The organism is Peribacillus simplex (genome assembly GCF_030123325.1).
GTDB classification, from domain to species: Bacteria; Bacillota; Bacilli; order Bacillales; family DSM-1321; genus Peribacillus; species Peribacillus simplex_D.
This window is the reverse complement of the sequence record NZ_CP126106.1, coordinates 514,730-536,588: the sequence shown is the minus strand read 5'-3', so window position 1 is coordinate 536,588 and position 21,859 is coordinate 514,730. Positions and strand designations below refer to the sequence as shown.

Genomic DNA, 21,859 nt, shown 5'->3' with positions numbered 1-21,859 from the left:
TGCAAAGTGAAACTTCCTGGCGTTCAGGCAGTTTGGTTTGAATGTCCAAGCACATCGTATGAATTTTAAATACAAAGGGTTTCTTGAAATATTTTTTTGGTACATGACGAGTGCATTATATTGTATTGAATTAAAAAGTAGCCAACTGATAATTAATCCAAGTCCTCCACAAAATGAAAGCGCATTCAATCATTCGGATCACGTATACTCAAATTCTTTAGGCAGGCGTTCATCCATGTTAGTAAATCTGATGATAGAATGCAAGTTCATTATGCTATATTCCTCGTTTTAGTTACTGAATTCCGTACTTCTTTTTGTTTGAGTGTTAGCCTTTGTTTTCATTTTTATGATTTTAGTCGTTTCCGGTACAATTTCACCTTTATGTGTTTTCATTACCATTTCTTCTGTCAGGACAAAAAATATACCAACTAGAAAAATTGCAGCTGCGCTTAGTGTGATGGCGATTCCAACGGCGGTAAATATATAATCTTTATTGTAATCGCTTACAAAGAAACTTAAAGCAAAAATAATAATTCCGATTACACAACCTGTGCCCGATACCCATTTCACTGCATCTAACATCTTCTGATTAGCTTCCATAATTTCATCCCCTTTCTTTCTATTTTATGACATTTCACAAATTTGTCAAATCTTTTCTATTTTTTAACATATTCACAATGAAAACCTTGACAAATAGAACGCGCCACTATTAGCATCTAGGCATTAAAGACTATTTGTGAAATCTGAAAAACAGTGCAAATACACTATCTATTTTTCCGATATTAACCTTTTGTATACTATTAAATAGGGGTTTGTACAATTTGAACGTTGTCTTCCACTCCATGCGCTCGCTTTCACCACAGGAGTCTCGCACACCCGCTCCAATCAACTTTGTTTTAACTTTTAGATAAAAACTTTTAGCCTGGATCTTTATTGTTACAAGTATGGTATATGTTGGATTACATTAAAGGGACTTAAAAAATTGTCGATGCAGCAGATGCTTATTTTCGCTGCCTTTATTTTAAAGAAGATGGCCAAATGTACATGGTAAGTTTCAAAAATCGCCTAAGATTCAAAGGGAAAAAGGGGTTCGGATTTATTAATTCCGAACCCCTTTTGTCTACAAACTTAGGCCCTGATGAAAAATCAGGGGCCCTACCTCTTTCTATGGTTTTTGCAAGGTTAACGTTACCGTTTTCTCTTCAGTACCCCGATATACTTTAACCTTTACTTTATCGCCGATTTTCTTTTCTGTATATAAATACTTCCTTAATGCAGCGGCAGTATTTATTTTCGTTCCATCAATCTCAACGATGATATCCTGTTGCTTAAGTCCTCCATTCGCCGCAGACGATCCCGCTTCTATACTCGTCACCATTACACCGGACTTTACGGCCTCTGGAACATTTTGAATATAATATTGCGGCAGTTCTTCCATACTGGCCAAGCTGACTCCTAAATATGGGCGCGTGATTTTTCCATTTTCAATCAGCTCCGTAACAATCGGAATCACATCATTACTCGGTATGGCGAACCCTAAGCCTTCCACACCATTTTCGGAAATCTTCAAGCTGTTTATGCCGATCACTTCCCCAGCAGTGTTGATCAATGCACCGCCGCTATTGCCGGGGTTGATCGCTGCATCTGTTTGAAGGACATCAAGTTCCCACTCCCCGTCCGAGGTATCGACTGAAATGGAGCGTCCGGTCGCACTGACGATCCCTTGTGTGACCGATCGTGAAAAATCAAGTCCAAGTGGGTTGCCAATTGCCAATACTTCTTCACCTGGACGCATGCTATCAGAATTACCGAATTTAATTCCCTCCGGTGCTTTCGAGGCATCAATTGTCAAAACCGCTAAATCTGTCAAAGCATCCGCGCCGACAACCGCTGCCGTTGCCTTTTGTCCATCATACAATGAAATTTCGACTTCCTTAGCTCCTTCAATAACATGATTGTTCGTGATGATATAAGCTTTCCCATCAGCTTTTTTATAAATGACCCCTGAGCCTGTGCCGCTCTCAACCGTTTGGCTCTCCGTGCTTTGCCGCTGGTACGGGTTCTGGTTTTGCATCTCCTGTAAATTCACGACCCCTACAATCGATTTGGATGCTGATTCGACCATATCTGCCCTATCATTTGAATCCGTACTTGTCGATAACTTTTCCGCCGTGACACTTTTATCCTTTTCAACACTTTCCGTTTGCTGTACACCTGCCGTTTCGGTTGACTCATTCACCGGACTTTTCCCTTGATCTATAAAATCCCCGCCAAATAGAAATACTGACGATGTAACCATAGAAGCAACCGTTCCGGAAACAAGACTGGTTATCCAAAGAGAATTACCCTTTTTCCGTTCTGCCTTGACTCTGACTTGCTCATCACCATTATAATTTTCCATCTTTATCCCTCCTAGGATTGTCCTTTACTTGGCTCAATCATAAACAGTAAATATTAAAAAATTCTTAAGAAAATAAAGATTAAGGCTACCTTTTTACAAAAATTTTAAAATTTTATCGAATCCTGTACTTTGCCGCGCCACAAAATAAAAAAGGCCCCAACAAGGGCCCTCAATCCGACCATTCAGTTATCCTTACATGACTTCATAAACTTCTTTCGTCTTCTTATTCACGCCATACCAGCCCCAAGTGGTTTTGTGGCCACTTTTCGGTTCATCCACCTCGAATACATGAAAAATGTAATCTCCCTTTTCGGCATCATGATCATATTCGATATGCAAATTAGAAAAATTTTTCATGTCTACATAATCCTTCACAAGCTTTTCCGCCTGAGATTTACTTAATGTACTGACCGAATCCTTGATTCCTTCGCCTTTCGTTTCCGTTGCCGCCTTATCTTCTACTTTGGATCCGTCCTCAGTTGCTTCCTCCACCGGTTCGTCATTCCCCTCTACAGTTTCTATCGTGGCGGAATCCGATAACGGGTGCATTTCCACCGCCTTTGAAACCATTTGTTTACCTTCCCGGTATTTTGCTTTATATGCGGTTGCTTTTTCAAAATCGCTTTTGGCCAAACCAAAATCCTGTTCGCCGTAATTCTTCATCCCACTTGCCAGAATACCTGAAAGAACCATTAACTCCCTTGCTTCCGGTGTTTTTGCTTCTTTATAAGCTAATTCAAATGCCTCATGGGCTTCTAAATAATTTTCCTCATTCAACTGACTTTTCCCTAAATCCATATTGGAATCATAATTCCTTGTTACGCAGCCTGAAGCAATCAACACAAAAAAAATAACCATGATTGACCTCTTCACTATGTCACTCCTCGCTTTTCCATAATATTCTGTAAATCCATCTTAAACCATTTGATAAGAAATCCGATACCTCTATTTTCTATCTTTTTCATTAAGGAAATGTTTAGCTTTAATGATTAACTTTTTACAAATAGTGGTACAGAATAGATAAACGCTTGAAAGGATGATGTGCAGGATGATGCAGGAAAAACAGACATACCATGTCGATTTGGTCAGCGGCGACGTACTCGGGCAAAAACTTGAAGAGAATCCGAGCTTCACAATACACGCAACTGATGAGGAACTTGCAGAATTGAAACAATGCTTGGAGGAACACCGGACAGATGACCTGGAGGCATATGCCCGTTCACATGTGCCCTACCTTCTCTATCATCATGACCGGGCAAATGATAAATACGATGCAGCCATGAAAAGACTTTATGCCATCATTTATAAATTAGGGGATGAAACGGCACGAAACCATATTGAAGAAATCGGCATATTGAAAGATAACAAATTCGAGGGAACAGAAGAAGTGCAAAAGTTCAAATAACAAATAAGAACAGAACCTGAATTTCAAAGGTTCTGTTCTTTTATGATCAAGTTCAATCAAAAATATTCCCTTTCCTAATAAAAGGGAGGAAATATTCCATTTTGTGATTCATTATACAGTTTTATACGCAGGTTCTTTTCAATCTACATATTTATCTTTCAAATAGTCTGAGCCTACACCACCAATAACCATCAATGCTAATGGTAAAAAATTCGATACAACTGGCATGCTTTTTAAAATTGTAATATCGGTGCCAGCAAATTTATTAAGACCAAAAATGATTAATTTGGACACTAACAAAAATGCTCCTATTATAAACACGATATCAAAAAACATTTTCCTTTTTGGAAATGCTAACTGCTTACTTTCCCGTATTATTTTTTCTTTCAATTCCTCGTCACTCCTTAATAATTCATCTACCGTAATTTGAAATAAATCACTTAAATTAATGAGTACTTCAATACTTGGATAATTTTTTCCGGTTTCCCATTTGGACACAGATTGGCGACTCACGTGAATCTTCTCTGCAAGATCATTTTGTGACCAATTTCTTTTTTCCCGTTCTTTTTTTAATCGTTCGCTAAAAATCATAATGAGTTCATCGCCTTTCCTACTCCTAGTATTGTGAGATGAATTATGCAAAGTAAAGATAGTAATAAGCGCATTACTATGCAACTTATGAGTGACACCGAAGAAAACCTTGATATATCAAGGAATCAGTTTAATTTTCCGGAACTGCTATAGAAGTTAAAGTTTTAAAAAATTGCAGCCAGTTATTCGACAGAGTGTCTTAAATTTCTTAAAACTAGGCTCTTTTCGTAAAGATTGTTTTTTTAAGAACGAAACGATTTAAGGTTGATTGGAGCGCAAGTGCGAGACTCCTGCGGGAGCAGCGGGAGAGGTGAGACCCCACAGGTGTTTTCGCCGAGGAGGCTCACCGCCCGCCCCGCGGAAAGCGAGCATCTGGAGGGGAAATCAACCACACCGCTTTACTTGGTAAATAGCAGCAAAGTATGCGAAAACAGCCTAAAACTAAGAGTAGTTATTGTAAGCAGCTACTCCAGCATATAATTATTCAATCCAATAAGCCATCTTACTAATACATATATCAAGAATTAACCAATTGACCATAATTCAAAAAAAGCCTTGTATAGACAAGACTTTTAAACCTATTTTTTATAAAACCGGTGTAACCCGCTTGTTTAATTTCACGAAGCATTTTTTATATTTCGCTCTTTGGACCTTTTTACACTAATACTTTCACCTTTAACAACTGGCAGTTATCAAAGGATCGTAAGGACTGATTAATATCTTTACTCCCTTTTGGCAGAACTTTATCTTTTCATTATGAAATTGACCTGCAATGCATAAAAAAAAGGTTGCCTCGGCAACCCTCCCTATAAATGAAGGAACTGTCTCAAGCTCCCGGTATAATTTCATTGCAACACTCATAACGTTTCGTTTAAATGATCCACTCTTTTAATTCCAGTCTACGAACCTTATGTACAACGTGGGGATCATTTTCCGCTAATGAGAGTGCTTCTTCAAATGTATCTGCAATATAGACAACCAAGCCGCCTGAGCCATCTGCAAAAGGCCCTCTTGCAAAAACCTTCCCTTTACGATCAAGTTCGTTTAAATACTCAATATGCTGTGGGCGCACTTCTTTATTTTTTTCAGCATCAATCATATGTAAAATTGCTGCATAATAAGCCATGCTTTTCCACTCCCTAATTCCGGTTCCAGACAACCAGCTTCATTTCTGTCATTTCTTCCACTGCATATTTTAATCCTTCACGGCCGGTTCCACTTTCCTTCACTCCACCGTACGGCATATTATCCACACGGAATGTCGGAATGTCGTTGATCATGACTCCACCAACTTGTAAATTTTCTGCCGCATCCAGTGCCGTACGTACATCGTTCGTATAAATCCCTGCTTGCAGGCCGTAATTCGAATCATTCACTAAATCAATTGCTTGTTCTACTGATTGAACCTTGTTTATTAAAACGATTGGGGCGAACACTTCATGACAAGATACCTTTGAGTAAGCATCAGCATCCAATATGACGGTCGGATGAAGGATATTTCCTTCCGCTATTCCACCTGTTGCAATCTTGGCCCCATCTTGTTTCGCCTCCTCAATCCAATTGAGGGTTCTTTCAACATCATTTGGGGAGATCAATGCGGAAACATCCGTTTCCGGATCAAGCGGATCACCTAATTTTAATAGTTTCGTTGCTTCTATAAACTTTTCAACAAAACGATCAAATACTTCTTCATGAGCATAAACCCTTTGCAAAGAAATGCATACTTGTCCCTGGTTTGAAAATGCTCCAGTCACACAACGAGAAATAATCTTATCGATATCCACACCCCTGTCAATGATGACTGCTGCATTGGATCCCAGTTCAAGCGTCACTCGTTTCAATCCAGCTTTGTTGCGAATGCCAATCCCAACTCCTGGGCTACCGGTAAAAGTAATCATACTTACTCTAGAATCAGTGACCAATTTGTCTCCAACCACTCTTCCTCCACCCGTGACCACATTTAATGCTCCTGCAGGCAATCCTGCTTTCTGTAATAGTTCTCCGAGGAACAAAGAGGATAGAGGCGTTTGGCTTGCTGGCTTTAATACAATTGTATTTCCTGCGGCGATGGCAGGACCTACTTTATGAGCGACTAGATTCATAGGGAAATTGAAAGGTGTTATGGCCCCAATCACTCCAATCGGTTCACGTACAGTGTAACCAAGTCGGTTTTCGCCACCTTGGGCGGCATCCAGGGTAAGCGTTTCTCCATGAATTCTTTTCGCTTCTTCAGCGGCAAACTTGTACGTTTCAATGGTTCGCGCCACCTCGCCCCTCGCGGTTGTTACCGGCTTTGCTGACTCAATAGATATGATTTGAGCGGCTTCATCTGCGCGCTCCTCAAGAAGATGGGCCAATGTTTCAAGGATTTTCGCCCGTTGATGGGCCGGCATTTTTGCCATCACCTTTGTAGCTTTTTGCGCCGCTTCGATAGCTTGGTCCGTTTCTTCGTCTGTAGCCAGGGGGATTTCAGCTATGACTTCTCCTGAAAAAGGAGATCGTAGTTGACTATACTCCTTGGCCTCCACCCATTCCCCTTTAATTAGTAAATGCTTTTTTTCTACTTTATCTATGATTGTCATGTTCCCAGCCACCCTTCACTCTTTGTATGTGATTCATTTAAAGATTAGAGGCAATTTTTGAAACGGTCGATTCCATTCTTGGAAAATAATATTCTTCTAATTTTGTCGTTAATCCACCGTGACCAAATTTACAGTGGTTATTTTCATTCCCGGAATTTCGCTTAATAAATTCAAGAAAATATAATATGCTATTTCGTCTTTCTAGAATGTTACTAATTCCTTGTTTATAAAACCAAGCATCAATGGTATTATAAACCCCTCTATTGATCCCATACTGTTCATTACAGACTTTTATAAAGGATAAATCAGTTAAGTTTATTATCTCTTCTACATCTAATAGCAATTTGTCCCCTCCTTGCTACTTAGCTCTGTTAATTGAAATGTACTCAATTCCAAAACGATTTATCAGCTGGAGTTTTTTTCATTTTATAAATCTACTATCTTTTAGCTTAATTGATGCTCTGGTTTAGTACTTTTCAATGCTTTTTGCATAAAAACGACTTCTTCACCCAGCATTGAAATACGTTCTAATACTTCCTCATCAACCAGTTCGTTTTGTGGATTGAAATGGTCGTTATGAGCATAAACAGAGCCAGGTGCAACAAATGCCCGGAAATAACTGGCTATCGGTTTCAGCTGATTTTCAATCACTAAATAATGCTGGTAGGTTCCACCAGTAGCCACAAGCCCCATTACTTTATTACGGAAATCCTTCGGGGGTATTAAATCAAATAAGTTTTTAAGAGCACCCGTAATCGACCCTTGGAATATTGGTGTTCCTATAATGTAAAAGTCTGCTGAGGTAACGATATCAATTACTTTTTTCGTATCTCCAGTGTATGTTGACGGATTACGGCCATCACAAAATTGAACATCATACTTTTTCAAATCAAGCAGTTCGACCTCGATATCAGGATGGTTGTTCTTAACCTCCTCTAAAACCTTTTCAATAACAACTTTCGTCTTTGTTCCTATTATCGTTCCTGAAATTCCCAGTAACTTCATTTCACTTTTCCTCCTTATTATTACAATTTGATACCAGGCGTCTACCCTTCAAATTTCACTACCTCATTATGAACGGGTCAGGAATCGGTTGAGATGATGTATTGATCCAAACCACTTTATCTTGCATATATTCATGAATCGCTTCATAACCGCCTTCTCTTCCATAACCACTTAGGCCAGAGCCGCCGATTGCAGCAATTGGTGATATACTTCGATAGGTATTCACCCATACGATTCCAGCACGTATAGCTTTCGCGACTCGATGGGCTTTTGCAATATCACTCACCCAAATTCCTGCCGCTAATCCGTAATCAGTACTGTTTGCTAATTGAATAACCTCTTTTTCATCTTTAAAAGGGATAACACTTAACACAGGACCAAATATTTCTTCTTTAGTCATACGGGAATCGTTATCGCGATGTTCGAAGATCGTGGGCTCATAATACCAGCCTTTATCTAAATATTCAGGCTTTTTACCTCCGCAAACAAGTTTTCCACCTTCATCTAACCCGATAGCTACGTATTTTTGGACACGCTCCAATTGGGCTTGAGTTGCCAGCGGTCCCATTTCTGTATCATCTTGAAAAGGATCACCAATCTTAATTTTCGATACACGATCTACGAGTTTTTGCATCACTTCATCGTAAATGTCGACATGTAAAAATGCACGTGAACCAGCCACACAACTTTGCCCCGAAGCACCAAATATACCAGCTATGATTCCCATCGCGGCATTATCCGTATTAGCATCCTCAAACACGATATTCGGTGATTTCCCTCCAAGTTCAAGTGATACCTGAGCAAAATTTTGAGCCGAATTACGAACAATGTGCCGTGCTGATTCCGAACCTCCCGTAAAGGCCACACGCCTTACAAGAGGATGGGAGGTGAGTGTATCGCCTACAGGCATTCCAAAGCCGGTAACGACATTGACTACACCAGGTGGAAAACCAGCTTCTTCAACCAGTTTCACCAGCTCCAATAGAGATGCCGAAGTCATTTCTGAAGGTTTAATGACAATAGTATTTCCTGCTATAAGTGCAGGTGCAAGCTTCAAGGTTGTTAAATAAAGAGGGGAATTCCAAGGAGTAATGGCGGCTACTACCCCCAGCGGCTCTTTGGATGTAAAAGCGAACATATCTTTTTTATCAATTGGTAAGGTTTGACCATGGATTTTATCTGCTAGCCCTGCATAGTAATAGAAAAATTCAGGTAAATATTTTACCTGACCACGCATTTCACGTATTAATTTCCCATTATCCAGTGATTCGACTTTCGCAAGCTCTTCAGAGTGAATAGCAATCAGCTCTCCAAGCTTTCTAACCAGGCGCCCCCGCTCTGTGAATGTCATATCAGTCCACCCTGAATGCAAGAATGCATTATGCGCAGATTGAACCGCATGATTTACATCTTCAACATTCCCTTTTGCGACTTGACACCAAGCTTCTTCAGTTGCAGGGTTATAACTATCGAAATATTCACCACTTGATGATTCTACCCATTCTCCGTTTATATACATCTGATATTTCTTCAGCTCTTTCACATCGAGTCACCCCTTTGCTTTTGCCTTTCAATAAACGACCTAATAGCTTCGTTCACTATTTTGGATCCTTCCATCGGTAGCATATGCCTCATATTAGGTACTATCATTAGTTCTGAATGCACAATCTTTTCATGCATTTGTCTCGCCATTTCAGGATTTGAACCTACATCATGCTCCCCTGTTATAATTTGGGTCGGTATATTGATCTGGTGAATCTGCGGCCACAAATCTTCATCTGCTGTTGCAAAAAGTGTATAGGCAGCTAAATATGAAGGAGCGTCGTTTGTCTGAAGTCTTTTCCGAATCTTACTGACTGTTTCTTCTTGAAAGTTTAAGAATTCTGGATTAAACCAGCGTTTAATGGCTGGTTCAATTGTTGCCAAAGGTCCCGTTATTTTCACTTCTTCCACTCTTTTTAAAACGGCTTTCCTCTGTTCCTCCGTCCGATTGGCCACTGCGTTCATGATTGTTAGCGTTTTCACTTTATCCGGATATTTTAATGCAAATGCCTGAGCGACCATCCCCCCCATGGAGAAACCAATAATATGACTTCTCTCAATTCGTAGGTGATTCATTAGTTCTGCTAACTGCTCAACAAACTGTGAAAGGGAATAAGGACCCGGAGGATGCTCGGATCCTCCGTGCCCAACCATGTCATATGTGATAACACGGAAATGTTTCGACAAATCTTCGACTTGTTCTTCCCACATCGAAAGATCAAGACCAACACCATGAATAAAGATAAGCGATTGACCAATCCCTTTCTCTTCATAATGAAGCGAATCTTTTCCATGCAATGTAGTTGGCATTAAACCAGCCCCATTTCAACCATATCTTGGTGCCTGTTTCCTGTTCTTGGATGTGGACGTCCTCCGGTAGAAACCCCAATAGCAACAACGATCTCATCGGCCCTCGGTGCATCAGGTATAGAAGCTTCAAATGTAATGAAATGAGAACGTTCAGAATCATCTGTCTTATGTACCATCGGTATGAGCACCGCAGTTCCAGCGCCACCACGCTTATTAGTAAAGCTTAAGATACTCGTTCCTTTCACAGCGTCCCGGAATTTATTACCGAATTTCAAGGTATGGATAAAAGCTGATGCATGTTCAACTTCCCCATCCACTCCCACGACAGCTGCCTTGCCGAATGCTTCGACATCATCGGCCGAACCAATGTGCTTAAATAGTTCAGCAACTAATAGTTCGCCAATTTGCGGTGCATATTCGTCAATTTCCGGTTTTAAATTATCAACATACCCTCTACCAGCCCATGGGTTTTTGATAACCGCCATAGTTATTATCATCTTGATGGGATTCTCTACTTTTTTACCGCCCTCAATACGTGTTTCTTCAATAGCTGTATACACTTTACGAATATCTAACATTTACATTACCCCCATTTTAGTTTCTGTGAATTTTGGCATAACTTCTTCCGTGAACAATTTTAAACTTTTCATCATTTTTTCATGTGGTAAACCATTATGGTTCACCCAAAGCAGTAATGTTTCTAAATTCAGCTCTTCCTTCAATTCTTGAATTTTCTCAGCTACATATTCAGGTGTACCAAACAATAAATTTCTTGGATGTAGGAATTCGTAGTTCAATTCCTGTCCTTCCTTTACTGTTTCTCCCGGATCCATAAGGTTGCTTAGCCCCCTCCAATGACAAATCCAGCGATAATTGTTCAATACTGCTTCTGCCGCATCCTGACGTGCCTGTTCCATGGTTTCCGCTACATATACATCACGTACTAAAGCAATACCCTGACCAAGTGGTACTTCATAGCCTTTGGATTTGGAAGCCCTTTCACGATACAGTTCAAAACGGCCTTTTAGTTCTTTTACGGTAGGCATCCAAAACATTCCTTGTATATTGTTCTCCGCAGCCAATTCAATGGAACGCGGTGAATCAATTACTTGCCACAGCGGAAGTGATTGCTGGTAAGGTCTAGGCATAAGGGAAATTTTATCAATTTCGCCTTTTTCCATATCCATGAATTCCGAAGTTGATGGACTCATAGGGTGACTCCACTTTAAACCTTTAGGAGGAAATTGATAGATGTCACCTTGATGTGAAAAGAAACGGTTTGACCATGCCTTTTTTAAAATTTCCAATGTTTCTTCAAACAGTGCCCGGTTTTGTTCTTGATTTGCTGGATCTGCCAAAGTGTTTAGATTGGCCGCTTCCCTTCCGTATAATCCACGAGCCAGGCCAACTTCCACACGACCTTTGCTTAACTGATCAAGCATTGCTATGTCTTCCGCCAAACGCAGTGGATGCCAGAAAGTGGCGACATTGGCAGCTTGGCCAATTCGAATGTTCTTTGTACGTGCAGCAATATCGGCACCCATTAAGATCGGGTTAGAAATCAGTTCATTTCCTTCATGACCGAAGTGGTGTTCGGTATACCAAATCGATTCATAACCATTTTCATCACAGTAAATGGCTTGCTCACGGGCTTCATCCAACACTTTATAATACTCATCATGTCTTCCCTGTCCTGCAAGATTTGCAAAGATTCCGAATTTCATAAAACTCATTCCCCCTCATATCACTTTTTTTGACCAAGTTTTTTTGCTATGTCCATCTTAAGCTGCATTCCACTTGCTTTTACATGCTCCCGCATTGCCTTCTCCGCTTCCTCCCGATTGCCTTTTTCTATGGCTATCAAGACCGCCTGATGTTCCTTTAGTGATCTCTCACGGCGAACCGGATCTTCGATGGTTAAAAAGACATACTGTCTATAAGGTATTTGATTGAGCAGCAAATTTAGCATGTAACTTAATTTAGAGTTGTTGGCGCCTTCTTGAATGACTGAATGAAAAACATCATTAGCCTCGACGTATAGCTTTTTATCCGAGGTTTGTATTGCAATCTCCATGTCGGACACCGCTTGCTTAAGTTTATTAATGTCTTCAGCATTGCCGCTTTCTGCGAGCAAACCTGCTGCAAGCCCTTCCATTACTTCCTTTAAAGTAAATAACTCATTTAGTTCCTTTTCAGTTGGTTTGGTCACACATGTTCCAACTCTTGGAATGATTTCGACTAACCCTTCTCTTTCTAGCTGTTTAAATGCTTCCCTAATAGGGGTTCTGCTAACTTTGTAATATTCAGATAAAACTGTTTCCGATAATTTTTGTCCCGGTTCATATTCTCCAGTTACTATTGATTCGCGTATGGCATTCGTAACCTGAGCCGTAATCCCCAACGTTAAGATAGCTGTAATGAAAAGCCCCTCCTTCTAAAAGTTTGTACCATGTACCATGCAAGTTCTTGATAAGTGCAATTATAGGTCATGCTAAATAGACTGTCAATTCAAAAAATATATTTTTTTTCAATCGAAGATACACTGTTCCATAATTTTTAAATTGGAGTTTCATATTTTCAATCTAATAATCGATCTGATTTATTGAAATTTACTAGATGAATGGACTGATCATATAGGAAAATCCCCATAAAAATTATTTTTTCTGAAAATATTGACATCTGTATACGCTTACAATTATAGTGATTCTATAAAATAAGCTTGCATGGTACATGGTAGTATAACGAATTTGATAGGGGGTAAATTGATGAAAGTTGAAACTCGCAGTATAGAATATATTCCGGCAAATGAACGCCATGGCAAGGCCCGTGATTTATTTCCAATTTGGTTTGGGGCAAATATGCATATTACCACTCTTGTGACCGGGGCATTGCCGATCACATTAGGTCTTAATTTATTTTGGAGTTTGGCTGCAATAATTGTCGGTACCTTATTAGGCGCCATTTTCATGGCCTCCCATTCAGCTCAAGGACCTCAACTCGGAATTCCGCAAATGATCCAAAGCCGGGCTCAATTTGGTGTAATCGGAGCCATTTTCCCCTTGTTTCTCGTTATGTTTGTCTATTTAGGTTTCTTTGCCAGCAGCGGTTTGCTTGCAGCTCAAACCTTAAGCAGCTTAACGAAGATCGACCAAACATGGAGCATAATACTGTTAAATGTTCTTTGTTTCGTGGCCACCATTTATGGCTATAATTTAATTCATAAAATGCAAAAATTATTGTCCTGGGCGTCTCTCTGCATTTATATTGTAGCTACATATATAGTCTTCCAATTGCAAGTTCCGGCAGGCAGTTGGGCAATGGGGAATTTGGATATACCAGTGTTTTTATTGGCCGTCAGCATGGTTGCCACATGGCAACTGGCATATGCCCCCTACGTTGCGGACTATTCTCGCTATCTACCGATAACCACACCCACTGCCCATACATTTTGGTATAGTTACGCTGGCACTGTCATCGGTACTATATGGATGATGACATTAGGCGCAACCTTAACCATTGCAATTCCTAACTTCCTTGATCACTCTGGCGGTAATTTGGCCAGCTTGTTTGGAAATTTTGCTTTAATCATGTTCTTTATAATCATCTTTGGACAGCTTGCTATAAATGTCTTTAACCTATATGGGGCATTCATGGCAACGATAACGACAATTGAACCGTTTATCAAATTAAAGGTCACTCCGAAAGTTAGAATAGGAATGATATTCTGTGTAACAGTTGCAGGAACCGTATTGTGCTTACTGGGTCAGAGTAATTTTCTATCCTTTTTCCTGAATTTCATCTTTTTCATTAGTTACTTTTTAATTCCCTGGACATCCATTAATCTTGTTGATTATTATTTACTGCGACATGGCCGTTACAATGTTAAAGATATTTTTGATGTGAACGGTCAGTATGGAAAAATAAATTGGATTACCTGTATGGCATTTCTTGTATCAATCTTGGCGGAAATCCCTTTTATAAATACATCATTCTATGTAGGACCGATAGCCAAGGCCTTTGAAGGGGCAGATATCGCTTGGATTATTGGGTTAGTTGTCCCAGCTGTTTTATATTACTTCCCAATGAGAAAAAAGTTGAATATCGCTGAAAATGCAATAAAACAAGAGATTGGTTCGATAGAGGGAACAGACGCTTCAGAGAAGAATGTTAAGTAAGAAAAAAGATAACACTAAAATGAACTGCACCCCAAATTGGAGGTGCAGTTTTTTGACTGAATATACGACAAATGACACTTTACATGCTGTAAGGAAAAATCCCATAGACCCTTTGCAATTCATAAAAGAACCAGAAGGATTTATCCATTATTAGCTGATCATAGTAAAATTAAAAGGCATGAGCCCGGTAGATAACCGGGTTCATGCCCCTCTAAATGCCTAACATTATGGTACGCTTCAGTTCAAAGGTTCTGTTTTTGAAAAAGGATGTTGGGACATACCTATGGAGAGTCATAACATAAGAAGGCCCCCAATGAGAGGCCTTCTTAATGTGCAAACTCAGTTATCGGTTGTAGAAAATAGCTTTATAGGGTCCAATCGATAAGCAATCCAGCTTGAGCTAATCCGCCGCCGAAACCATATAATAAAATTTTCTCACCACCACTGAGCTTCCCTTCTTTTATCCCTATTTCCAAAGATAATGGAATTGTTGCTGAAGAAGTATTTCCATACTCCACTAAGCTATATAGAGTTCGCTCGATTGGAAAGCCGCTTCTTTCACATATTGACTCGATCATTCTTAAATTTGCACTATGCGGTACGAACCAATCAACATCATTCAATTGATATTCGGCATTTTTCATCACAGTTTGCATTCCTTTTGGAACGGTCGTGACAGCCCATTTATAAACCTCACGTCCATTTTGTACAAGGTTGCCGCTATCATTTAAGTCTTCACCATTTATGCGTGTCGATAGGTTTGTACTATATAAATGTTTTCCGCCTTCACCCTCCGAATATAAATGTGAAGAAAGAAAACTTGGCTGTCTTTCATCATATTCTACAAGAACTGCTCCTCCGCCATCTCCAAATAAAATACAAGTGGCTCGATCCTCATAGTCCATAAGTTTTGATAAAGTATCCGCTCCAATAACTAGGATTTTCTTATTTAATCCCGATGTTACTAATCCATTAGCTACATGCAGCCCATAAGTAAATCCTGCACAGGCAGCGTTTAAATCAATAGCTCCAGTATTCTTAATACCTAGCTTTGCTTGGATTAAAGATGCTACACTTGGAGTGTTGAAATCAGGTGTAAAGGTACAGACAATGATCATATCAACATCTTCGACAGATTTATCATACCGTTCCATTAAATCCTTTACAGCTTTATAACCTATATCACTAGTAAACTCCTCTTCATGTGCAATTCTTCGTTCTTTAATACCGGTACGTTTAACAATCCATTCATCATTGGTTTCAACCATTTTTTCTAAGTCTTTATTTGTTAACCTTTTTTCAGGAACATACGAACCTATCGCAGTAATACGTGCTTTGGATTTGAACATAGAATAGCCACCTCGTGTGTATGAATTGCATCATTTTATAACTTGATATTAAAACCTGGTACTAATTATAAAGCAAAAAAAATCTTATGCAACTAACCGTTACACTAAAAAAAGAGCGGGGCGGGGCAAAGCAACTTTAAAGTAAAAGCACCTGTTAGCTTAATACAATCTTTAGAGAGAATGCCAAAAGTTATCTTAAAGACATTTCCTCTAATAAAGTATTAAATTCTGCTTGCCTTACTGAACTTGTAAAAAAATCCATACTCCTAGTTGATGCAGATCTTACTTACTTATTTATGATGACGACAAATTTGATCTTGTCTTTCGAGGTTTTGTTCGACTGCATATGTAGTGCCCCATTCACACATTGTATTTAATACAGGTACAAATGATTGACCTAACTCAGTTAAACTGTATTCTACTTTTGGTGGTACTACTTTATATACTTCTCTTCGGACAAGCCCATCTCTTTCCAGCTGCTTTAATTGGTCGGTTAAGACTTTCTGGGTTATGGCCGGTATTAGAATATAAAACTCTTTTGTCCTCATTGGTTTTTGACTCAAAAAAAAGAGGATTAAGCATTTCCACTTTCCTCCTACAGTATTCATGAAAATATTTATTCCCGTATTTAGACTCTTCATTCCTCATTCCTCCTGAATAGGCACATAAAGGTGGCTATGCCACTTTATTGTGCGTTATTTTCTTCTACATCATGGGTCCATTATACTCTGATTATAAGGCAAATATAACATTGGGAGTGAACACGATGAGTGTAAGAGAGACTATAGAAAAAAGACGTTCCGTAAGGCAGTATGATCCCCATTATAAAATTAGTCCAGAAACGTTGGCGACACTTATTGAAGGAGCCAGTAAATCGCCTAACGGAAACAATATTCAAGCAACACGATACCTGGTTATAGATGAACCATATTTAAAGAATTTGTTACTGCCCATCGCTTTTAATCAACAACAGGTAATTGAAGCCTCACTACTGATTGTTATACTAGGTGATTATCAAGCATTTGAAAAAGAAAATATCATAATGATACATGAGGATGAATTTCAAAAAGGTTATTTTGACGCATCAGTAAGAGATTATCTAACAAACGCGGCAATCAATTATTATCTAAATAAATCAAAAGAAGATTTAAAGGTTGAATTAATAAGAGACGCAAGCATGGCGTCAATGTCGTTAGTTTTATTGGCGAACGAGGCAGGTCTTGAAACCATTACAATGTCCGGGTATGATTCCGAACAATTAAAGTCAGCCTTAAACATTTCCGATAGGTATTTAGATGTTATGCTTATTGCCATGGGGAAAGGAATGAAAGAAGGTCACAAAACAGTAAGACACGATGTTAGCAAAGTCATTTATAAAAACAAAATATAGAGAGTGTATTGGAAAGAGGGTTAAAAAGAACCCTCTTCCTATTTCTTCTTAATCTTTCGTAAAACTTACCGCTAGTTACCAGCCTCTTAAATCCCCTACAGATTTATCACTTAGCCATTTTAATTAACGGATTCATTTTAGTGTTTTAGCTTTTAATAGGTTACGTTAGCTCAAGTGCCAAGCACTGTTCCTTTGAGGATATATCCATCGCATAATACGGAACGGACGTCATGATCAGCCCATTTTGAAGGATTCCGATCAGGACTGCACCGATGAAGGTTTCAAAGGCATTCGGTTTTCCCGCTCCTAAAACGGAGGAACCAATGAAGGCTGCCGCGACGGCATCAATAGCGGGATTCTAATTGATTTCCGATTTCATGTCCCTTGAAGCAAGGACAATTTCCCCGATTGCAGCAAATAGAGCTGAAATCAAATACGTATTAACTGATATCCCGGAAAGTCTAGCCGCTTCCTTATTTCCCCCAATCTAAACAGGAATCAATCACATCTCTTACAAATTCCCATTCCAAGCGCCTTTGTTTAAAGCCTTCTTCACCCACTGATGTAAGTCTGTAATATTTTCTTCACGAACAATTTGGGCTAATTCAAAGCCGTACATATCCCTCCTATGTAAAAGTGGCAGGAAGAGCGTGTCTATCTGACCTTTTAAGATTCCCTTATTAATATCTTCCTCATATCGGAATTTACAGATCGTTTTTTTAGTTATACCTGCTTTACACTCTCCTTTAGGTAAGTACCTATACTAAAAGTGCATACTTACATACTTGCAGGGTGGACTTTATACTTAACATAAATAAAATTAAGGAGGAGAAGTCTTTGAAGACTCTTGTTATCGTATCACACCCAAGTCTAGAAACATCCATCATAAATAAGCGGTGGGTAGAAGAACTCAAGAAATATCCGGAAAAATATACAGTACACGAATTGAATAAGGTTTACCCTGACGGAAATATTAATGCGGAAAAAGAACAGCAGTTAATTGAATCGCATGGTAACCTTGTTTTACAGTTCCCTTTTTATTGGTTTAATTGTCCGCCTCTCCTAAAAAAATGGCTTGACGATGTTTTTACTTATGGTTGGGCTTATGGTACAAATGGAGGCGATAAATTAAAGGATCGCAAAGCTGCTTTAGCTGTCTCTGCCGGGATTAACAAAGAGGATTATCGTGAAGATGGAAGATATCGCTATACACTTGAACATTTATTATCTCCCTTTGAAACTACCTTCCTATACTGTAATGCAGATTATCGTTCATTCTTTGCGTTTTATGGTGCTGAAAATGAGCCGCCTGCAAGCGAATTGGAAAAAAGCGCACAAGATTATTTGTATTTTGTTGACAACCTTTAATAGGCGGTTTCATTGAAGAAGTATTTCCTTGTTAAGGAAATACTTCTTTTGATTTAATCAAAATGGCTACACCTTCGGCTGTACAGTCTCCTGAGCTTGCAAACTGTTTTTCTCTCCCCACTCGCACATCATATTTAACAATGGAATGAGAGATAGACCACGTTCAGATAATGAATATTCTACTTTTGGAGGTATTTGGGGAAATTCCTTGCGTATGACAAGACCGTCAGCCTCCAACTCTTTTAACATGATGCTTAGCGTTTTAAATGAAATGGTACCGATACTTCGCTTCAGCTGATTATGCCGCATAACCTTATTTTCAGACAGCCAATACATTATGATCATTTTATATTTGCCGCCTATTAAAGACAACGTATATCCAAAGCCAGTGTCATTTGGTTTCACGCCAGTCGGAACACAGGTTTCGCGCATAAGTTTACACTCTCCTTTAGAAAAGTATAGGGTATGAATGTTCATACTTTACAATAGATCATTATCAATCTTATTAAAAGGTAAATAAGGTCCCTTTTAAGTTTCGCTATCGTGGCTACTCCATATTAGTGTAAATAAATATCATTAAGTAAGATGGCGAAAATTTATATCCATAGCCCGCCCCTTTTTAAAAGGAAAAAATCCTGTTGCATTCCAACAGGATTTTTATCAATCTTCAAAATTCACAATTATAGGATTTCTGTAGATTAACGGGACGAAACCATTTTAGTGTTTTTGTTTGTAATAGGTTACCGCGAGCGCAAGGGCCAGCACTGTTCCTTTGACGATATCCATCGCATAATACGGAACGGACATCATGATCAAACCATTTTGAAGGATTCCGATCAGGACTGCACCGACAAAGGTTCCAAAGGCATTCGGTTTTCCCGCTCCTAAAACGGAGGAGCCAATGAAGGCTGCTGCAACGGCGTCCATTAAATAGGGGGAACCTGAATTGATTTCCGAGGTCATGACCCTTGAAGCTAGAACAATCCCCCCGATTGCAGCTAATAGGGCTGAAAGCAGATAGGCAAGGATTTTGTATTTATTGACCGATATCCCGGAAAGTCTCGCCGCTTCCTTATTTCCACCAATAATGTACATATAACGACCATGCTTCGTATAAGTCAAAAAGATATGGGTCGCAATCACAATGACTGCCATGATCAGGATTATCCATGGTACCTGGCCAATTTTGGCGAAAAATGGACTGATCAGTCCTGTTGCGAATGTTCCGTCGGGCATGACCATATTTTGCGAAACCGTTGCCCCTTTTGTATAAGTAAGGGCAATTCCCTGGATAATGAACATGGTAGCCAATGTCATCAGCATGTCGGGAATTCTCAATTTAACGATCATGAATGAATTCAAAGCCCCTACGACAAGCGAGGCGCCGATAGCAGCTAATATGGCGATTAATGTATCCTGCGAAAACCAGACGAACATTGATATGACGATGGCATTGGCCAATGATGCGACGGAGCCGACGGAAAGGTCGAAGCCATCCACCGTCAGGGATATCGTAATGCCGATCGCAATGATGGTCACGATTGAAATGGAACGCAGGATGTTGACCAGATTAGTAGTTTGAATGAAAGATGGATTGGACACGGCAAAAATCCCAATCAGAATGATAATCGTCAATATTGTGCCGTATTTATAGAAAAAGTCGAATAGTTCCAGCTTTTTCTTCGCTTTCGCTGTTTGTGTAACAGGAATGGGTATGCTCATCCTATTTTCCTCCTGTTGAATAGAATAGTAGTTCTTCTTCATTCGTTTTGTTCGTTTCTAGTTCGATGACAGTGCTCCCGTCATATAACACATATGTCCGGTTGGTAATGCCAATGATTTCGGAAAGCTCGGATGATGCATAAATGATCGCTTTCCCATTCCTTGCAAGCTTTGCAATCAATTCGAATATATCCTTTTTGGCTCCAACATCGACCCCTTTGGTTGGTTCATCGAATATGTATACATCCGCATCGGCCATAAGCCATTTTCCGATGGCAACTTTTTGTTGGTTACCACCTGAAAGGTTTTCGACATTCACTTCCCCTGAAGGAGTTTTAATGCCGAGACTTGCGATCATTTCCTTCGCCTTTTCCTTTTCAGCCTTACGATCCACGAAACTGAACGTCTTACAGAATTTGCCGAGACTGGCTGCAGTCAAGTTCGCCGAGACTGATTCCTGAACGAGGACCCCTTCTTTCCTGCGTTCCTCAGGTACAAGTGCCAGACCGCTGTTTACTGCTACGTGCGGTGATTTCAAAGAAAGCTTTCGACCATTCAAGATCACTTCCCCCGTTGTTATCGAAGTATGACCGAAAAGGGTTTTACACAGCTCCGTTTTTCCCGCCCCGACCAACCCTGCCAAGCCGATTATCTCGCCTGCTTTAATGTTCAGACTGACATTCTTGACTTTCACGGCATCTGACAATCCGTTCACTTCCAGAATGACGTCTCCGATCGAAGCATTCACTTCTGGAAACTGTTCATCCATGGTTTTCCCGAGCATATTCTCTACGACTTCGTTACGGGTTATGTCCTCCTTCTTTCGACAAGTGACACGCTCCCCATTCCTCATGATCGTAATTTCCTCACAGATTTCAAAGATCTCAGGCAGACGATGTGAAATGAAAATGATTCCCACGCCTTTTTGCTTTAATTCATTTACAATTCGAAAAAGTTCTGTCGTTTCCGTATGACTTAACGGAGCAGTTGGCTCATCGAGAATCAGGAACTTACATTCTGTCGAAACAGCTCTTGCTATCAGGACCATCTGTTTTTCAGCCAAGGTAAGGTCTGTTACCAGCTTTTTCGAAGGGACACGAATTTTCATATCTTCAAGAATATAAGAGGCTCGTTTGTGCAGCTCTTTCCATCGGACCCTCTGTTTTTTTCCCATGTTTTGGACCATATCATTCAACATTACATTTTCCCCAACCGTTAAGTAAGGGATTAGGGCTGTATCCACTTCCTGATAAACAATTTGAATGCCTTGTTCCTGAGCCGCTTTTGGCGAGAGGATATCCCGCCTCACCCCATCAATGAAAATGTCACCTGAATAATGAACATGGGCTCCCGATAAAACTTTCATTAATGTCGATTTCCCTGCTCCGTTTGCACCGACCAATGCGTGGGCTGTCCCTGATTGTACGGAAAAATCAACTTCACTCAGCGCCTTCACCCCCGGAAATTCAATCGAAATCTTCTTCATTTCTAGTTGCGTGCCCATGTCCATTCCCCCTTA

The 21,859-nt window shown here is 39.8% G+C and carries 22 protein-coding genes and 1 pseudogene; 4 read left to right on the top strand and 19 right to left on the bottom strand.

Going from position 1 to position 21,859, the window contains the following annotated elements:
• Nucleotides 1-288: 288 nt before the first annotated feature.
• From QNH43_RS02615 to QNH43_RS02605, 3 genes are all read right to left on the bottom strand, one after another.
• Entirely contained in the window at nucleotides 289-600 is a 312-nt protein-coding gene (locus QNH43_RS02615; protein ID WP_283916700.1) for a hypothetical protein, read from the bottom strand.
• Nucleotides 601-1,165: 565 nt separating this feature from the next.
• Nucleotides 1,166-2,401: a S1C family serine protease gene (locus tag QNH43_RS02610; RefSeq protein WP_283916699.1), complete on the bottom strand. Its 1,236-nt coding sequence runs from the start codon at nucleotides 2,399-2,401 to the stop codon at nucleotides 1,166-1,168.
• A gap of 192 nt (nucleotides 2,402-2,593) precedes the next feature.
• Nucleotides 2,594-3,259 carry a hypothetical protein gene (locus QNH43_RS02605; protein ID WP_283916698.1) on the bottom strand — a complete coding sequence of 222 codons (666 nt, stop codon included), beginning with the start codon at nucleotides 3,257-3,259 and terminating at the stop codon, nucleotides 2,594-2,596.
• Between the two features lie 190 nt (nucleotides 3,260-3,449).
• On the opposite strand from QNH43_RS02605, the gene QNH43_RS02600 reads away from it, so the two are divergent.
• Nucleotides 3,450-3,806: a hydrolase gene (locus QNH43_RS02600; RefSeq protein ID WP_283916697.1), complete on the top strand. Its 357-nt coding sequence runs from the start codon at nucleotides 3,450-3,452 to the stop codon at nucleotides 3,804-3,806.
• Nucleotides 3,807-3,944: 138 nt separating this feature from the next.
• On the opposite strand, the gene QNH43_RS02595 is transcribed toward QNH43_RS02600, so the two are convergent.
• The 10 genes from QNH43_RS02595 to QNH43_RS02550 form a co-directional block, all read right to left on the bottom strand.
• Nucleotides 3,945-4,397 carry a helix-turn-helix domain-containing protein gene (locus QNH43_RS02595; RefSeq protein ID WP_283916696.1) on the bottom strand — a complete coding sequence of 151 codons (453 nt, stop codon included), beginning with the start codon at nucleotides 4,395-4,397 and terminating at the stop codon, nucleotides 3,945-3,947.
• Between the two features lie 871 nt (nucleotides 4,398-5,268).
• Nucleotides 5,269-5,523: a YciI family protein gene (locus QNH43_RS02590; RefSeq protein ID WP_283916695.1), complete on the bottom strand. Its 255-nt coding sequence runs from the start codon at nucleotides 5,521-5,523 to the stop codon at nucleotides 5,269-5,271.
• A gap of 13 nt (nucleotides 5,524-5,536) precedes the next feature.
• On the bottom strand, nucleotides 5,537-6,979 hold the full coding sequence (locus QNH43_RS02585; protein ID WP_283916694.1) for an aldehyde dehydrogenase family protein: 1,443 nt from the start codon (nucleotides 6,977-6,979) through the stop codon (nucleotides 5,537-5,539).
• A 37-nt stretch (nucleotides 6,980-7,016) separates the two neighbouring features.
• Nucleotides 7,017-7,322, bottom strand: a complete 306-nt coding sequence (locus tag QNH43_RS02580; protein ID WP_076370761.1) for a hypothetical protein — start codon at nucleotides 7,320-7,322, stop codon at nucleotides 7,017-7,019.
• A gap of 101 nt (nucleotides 7,323-7,423) precedes the next feature.
• Nucleotides 7,424-7,984, bottom strand: a complete 561-nt coding sequence (locus tag QNH43_RS02575) for an NADPH-dependent FMN reductase (protein WP_283916693.1) — start codon at nucleotides 7,982-7,984, stop codon at nucleotides 7,424-7,426.
• A gap of 58 nt (nucleotides 7,985-8,042) precedes the next feature.
• Nucleotides 8,043-9,527: an aldehyde dehydrogenase gene (locus QNH43_RS02570; RefSeq protein ID WP_283916692.1), complete on the bottom strand. Its 1,485-nt coding sequence runs from the start codon at nucleotides 9,525-9,527 to the stop codon at nucleotides 8,043-8,045.
• Nucleotides 9,524-10,336 carry an alpha/beta fold hydrolase gene (locus QNH43_RS02565; protein ID WP_283916691.1) on the bottom strand — a complete coding sequence of 271 codons (813 nt, stop codon included), beginning with the start codon at nucleotides 10,334-10,336 and terminating at the stop codon, nucleotides 9,524-9,526. Before QNH43_RS02565 ends, QNH43_RS02570 begins: the two co-directional genes overlap by 4 nt.
• The gene (locus tag QNH43_RS02560) at nucleotides 10,336-10,914 is read right to left on the bottom strand and encodes an amino acid synthesis family protein (protein ID WP_076370755.1); all 579 of its coding nucleotides are present in this window, start codon (nucleotides 10,912-10,914) and stop codon (nucleotides 10,336-10,338) included. The genes QNH43_RS02565 and QNH43_RS02560 overlap by 1 nt, the downstream gene beginning before the upstream one ends.
• Nucleotides 10,915-12,060, bottom strand: a complete 1,146-nt coding sequence (locus QNH43_RS02555) for an LLM class flavin-dependent oxidoreductase (protein WP_283916690.1) — start codon at nucleotides 12,058-12,060, stop codon at nucleotides 10,915-10,917.
• A gap of 20 nt (nucleotides 12,061-12,080) precedes the next feature.
• Nucleotides 12,081-12,737: a GntR family transcriptional regulator gene (locus tag QNH43_RS02550; protein WP_283916689.1), complete on the bottom strand. Its 657-nt coding sequence runs from the start codon at nucleotides 12,735-12,737 to the stop codon at nucleotides 12,081-12,083.
• Between the two features lie 364 nt (nucleotides 12,738-13,101).
• On the opposite strand from QNH43_RS02550, the gene QNH43_RS02545 reads away from it, so the two are divergent.
• Nucleotides 13,102-14,511 (top strand): purine-cytosine permease family protein, encoded by a 1,410-nt coding sequence (locus tag QNH43_RS02545; protein WP_283916688.1) that lies wholly within the window; start codon nucleotides 13,102-13,104, stop codon nucleotides 14,509-14,511.
• Nucleotides 14,512-14,876: 365 nt separating this feature from the next.
• Here QNH43_RS02545 and QNH43_RS02540 read toward each other — a convergent pair whose 3' ends face one another.
• Both QNH43_RS02540 and QNH43_RS02535 read right to left on the bottom strand, forming a co-directional pair.
• Nucleotides 14,877-15,860, bottom strand: coding sequence for a ketoacyl-ACP synthase III (locus QNH43_RS02540; RefSeq protein WP_283916687.1), 984 nt, complete (start codon nucleotides 15,858-15,860; stop codon nucleotides 14,877-14,879).
• A gap of 290 nt (nucleotides 15,861-16,150) precedes the next feature.
• Nucleotides 16,151-16,501, bottom strand: a complete 351-nt coding sequence (locus tag QNH43_RS02535; RefSeq protein ID WP_034305903.1) for a winged helix-turn-helix transcriptional regulator — start codon at nucleotides 16,499-16,501, stop codon at nucleotides 16,151-16,153.
• 125 nt (nucleotides 16,502-16,626) lie between these two features.
• Between QNH43_RS02535 and QNH43_RS02530 the strand changes: the two genes are divergently transcribed.
• A complete protein-coding gene (locus QNH43_RS02530; RefSeq protein ID WP_283916686.1) occupies nucleotides 16,627-17,250 on the top strand; it encodes a nitroreductase family protein in 624 nt (207 codons plus the stop codon).
• Between the two features lie 160 nt (nucleotides 17,251-17,410).
• Here the strand turns inward: QNH43_RS02530 and QNH43_RS02525 are convergent.
• Nucleotides 17,411-17,737: pseudogene (locus tag QNH43_RS02525) on the bottom strand (ABC transporter permease); the annotation flags it as partial.
• A gap of 350 nt (nucleotides 17,738-18,087) precedes the next feature.
• Here QNH43_RS02525 and QNH43_RS02515 point away from each other — a divergent pair.
• The gene (locus QNH43_RS02515; protein ID WP_283916685.1) at nucleotides 18,088-18,618 is read left to right on the top strand and encodes an NAD(P)H-dependent oxidoreductase; all 531 of its coding nucleotides are present in this window, start codon (nucleotides 18,088-18,090) and stop codon (nucleotides 18,616-18,618) included.
• A 66-nt stretch (nucleotides 18,619-18,684) separates the two neighbouring features.
• On the opposite strand, the gene QNH43_RS02510 is transcribed toward QNH43_RS02515, so the two are convergent.
• The 3 genes from QNH43_RS02510 to QNH43_RS02500 all read right to left on the bottom strand — a co-directional run bounded on the left by QNH43_RS02510 (nucleotide 18,685) and on the right by QNH43_RS02500 (nucleotide 21,844).
• A complete protein-coding gene (locus QNH43_RS02510; protein ID WP_283916684.1) occupies nucleotides 18,685-19,050 on the bottom strand; it encodes a winged helix-turn-helix transcriptional regulator in 366 nt (121 codons plus the stop codon).
• 285 nt (nucleotides 19,051-19,335) lie between these two features.
• A complete protein-coding gene (locus tag QNH43_RS02505; protein WP_283916683.1) occupies nucleotides 19,336-20,340 on the bottom strand; it encodes an ABC transporter permease in 1,005 nt (334 codons plus the stop codon).
• A 1-nt stretch (nucleotide 20,341) separates the two neighbouring features.
• A complete protein-coding gene (locus QNH43_RS02500; protein ID WP_283916682.1) occupies nucleotides 20,342-21,844 on the bottom strand; it encodes a sugar ABC transporter ATP-binding protein in 1,503 nt (500 codons plus the stop codon).
• Nucleotides 21,845-21,859: the final 15 nt, after the last annotated feature.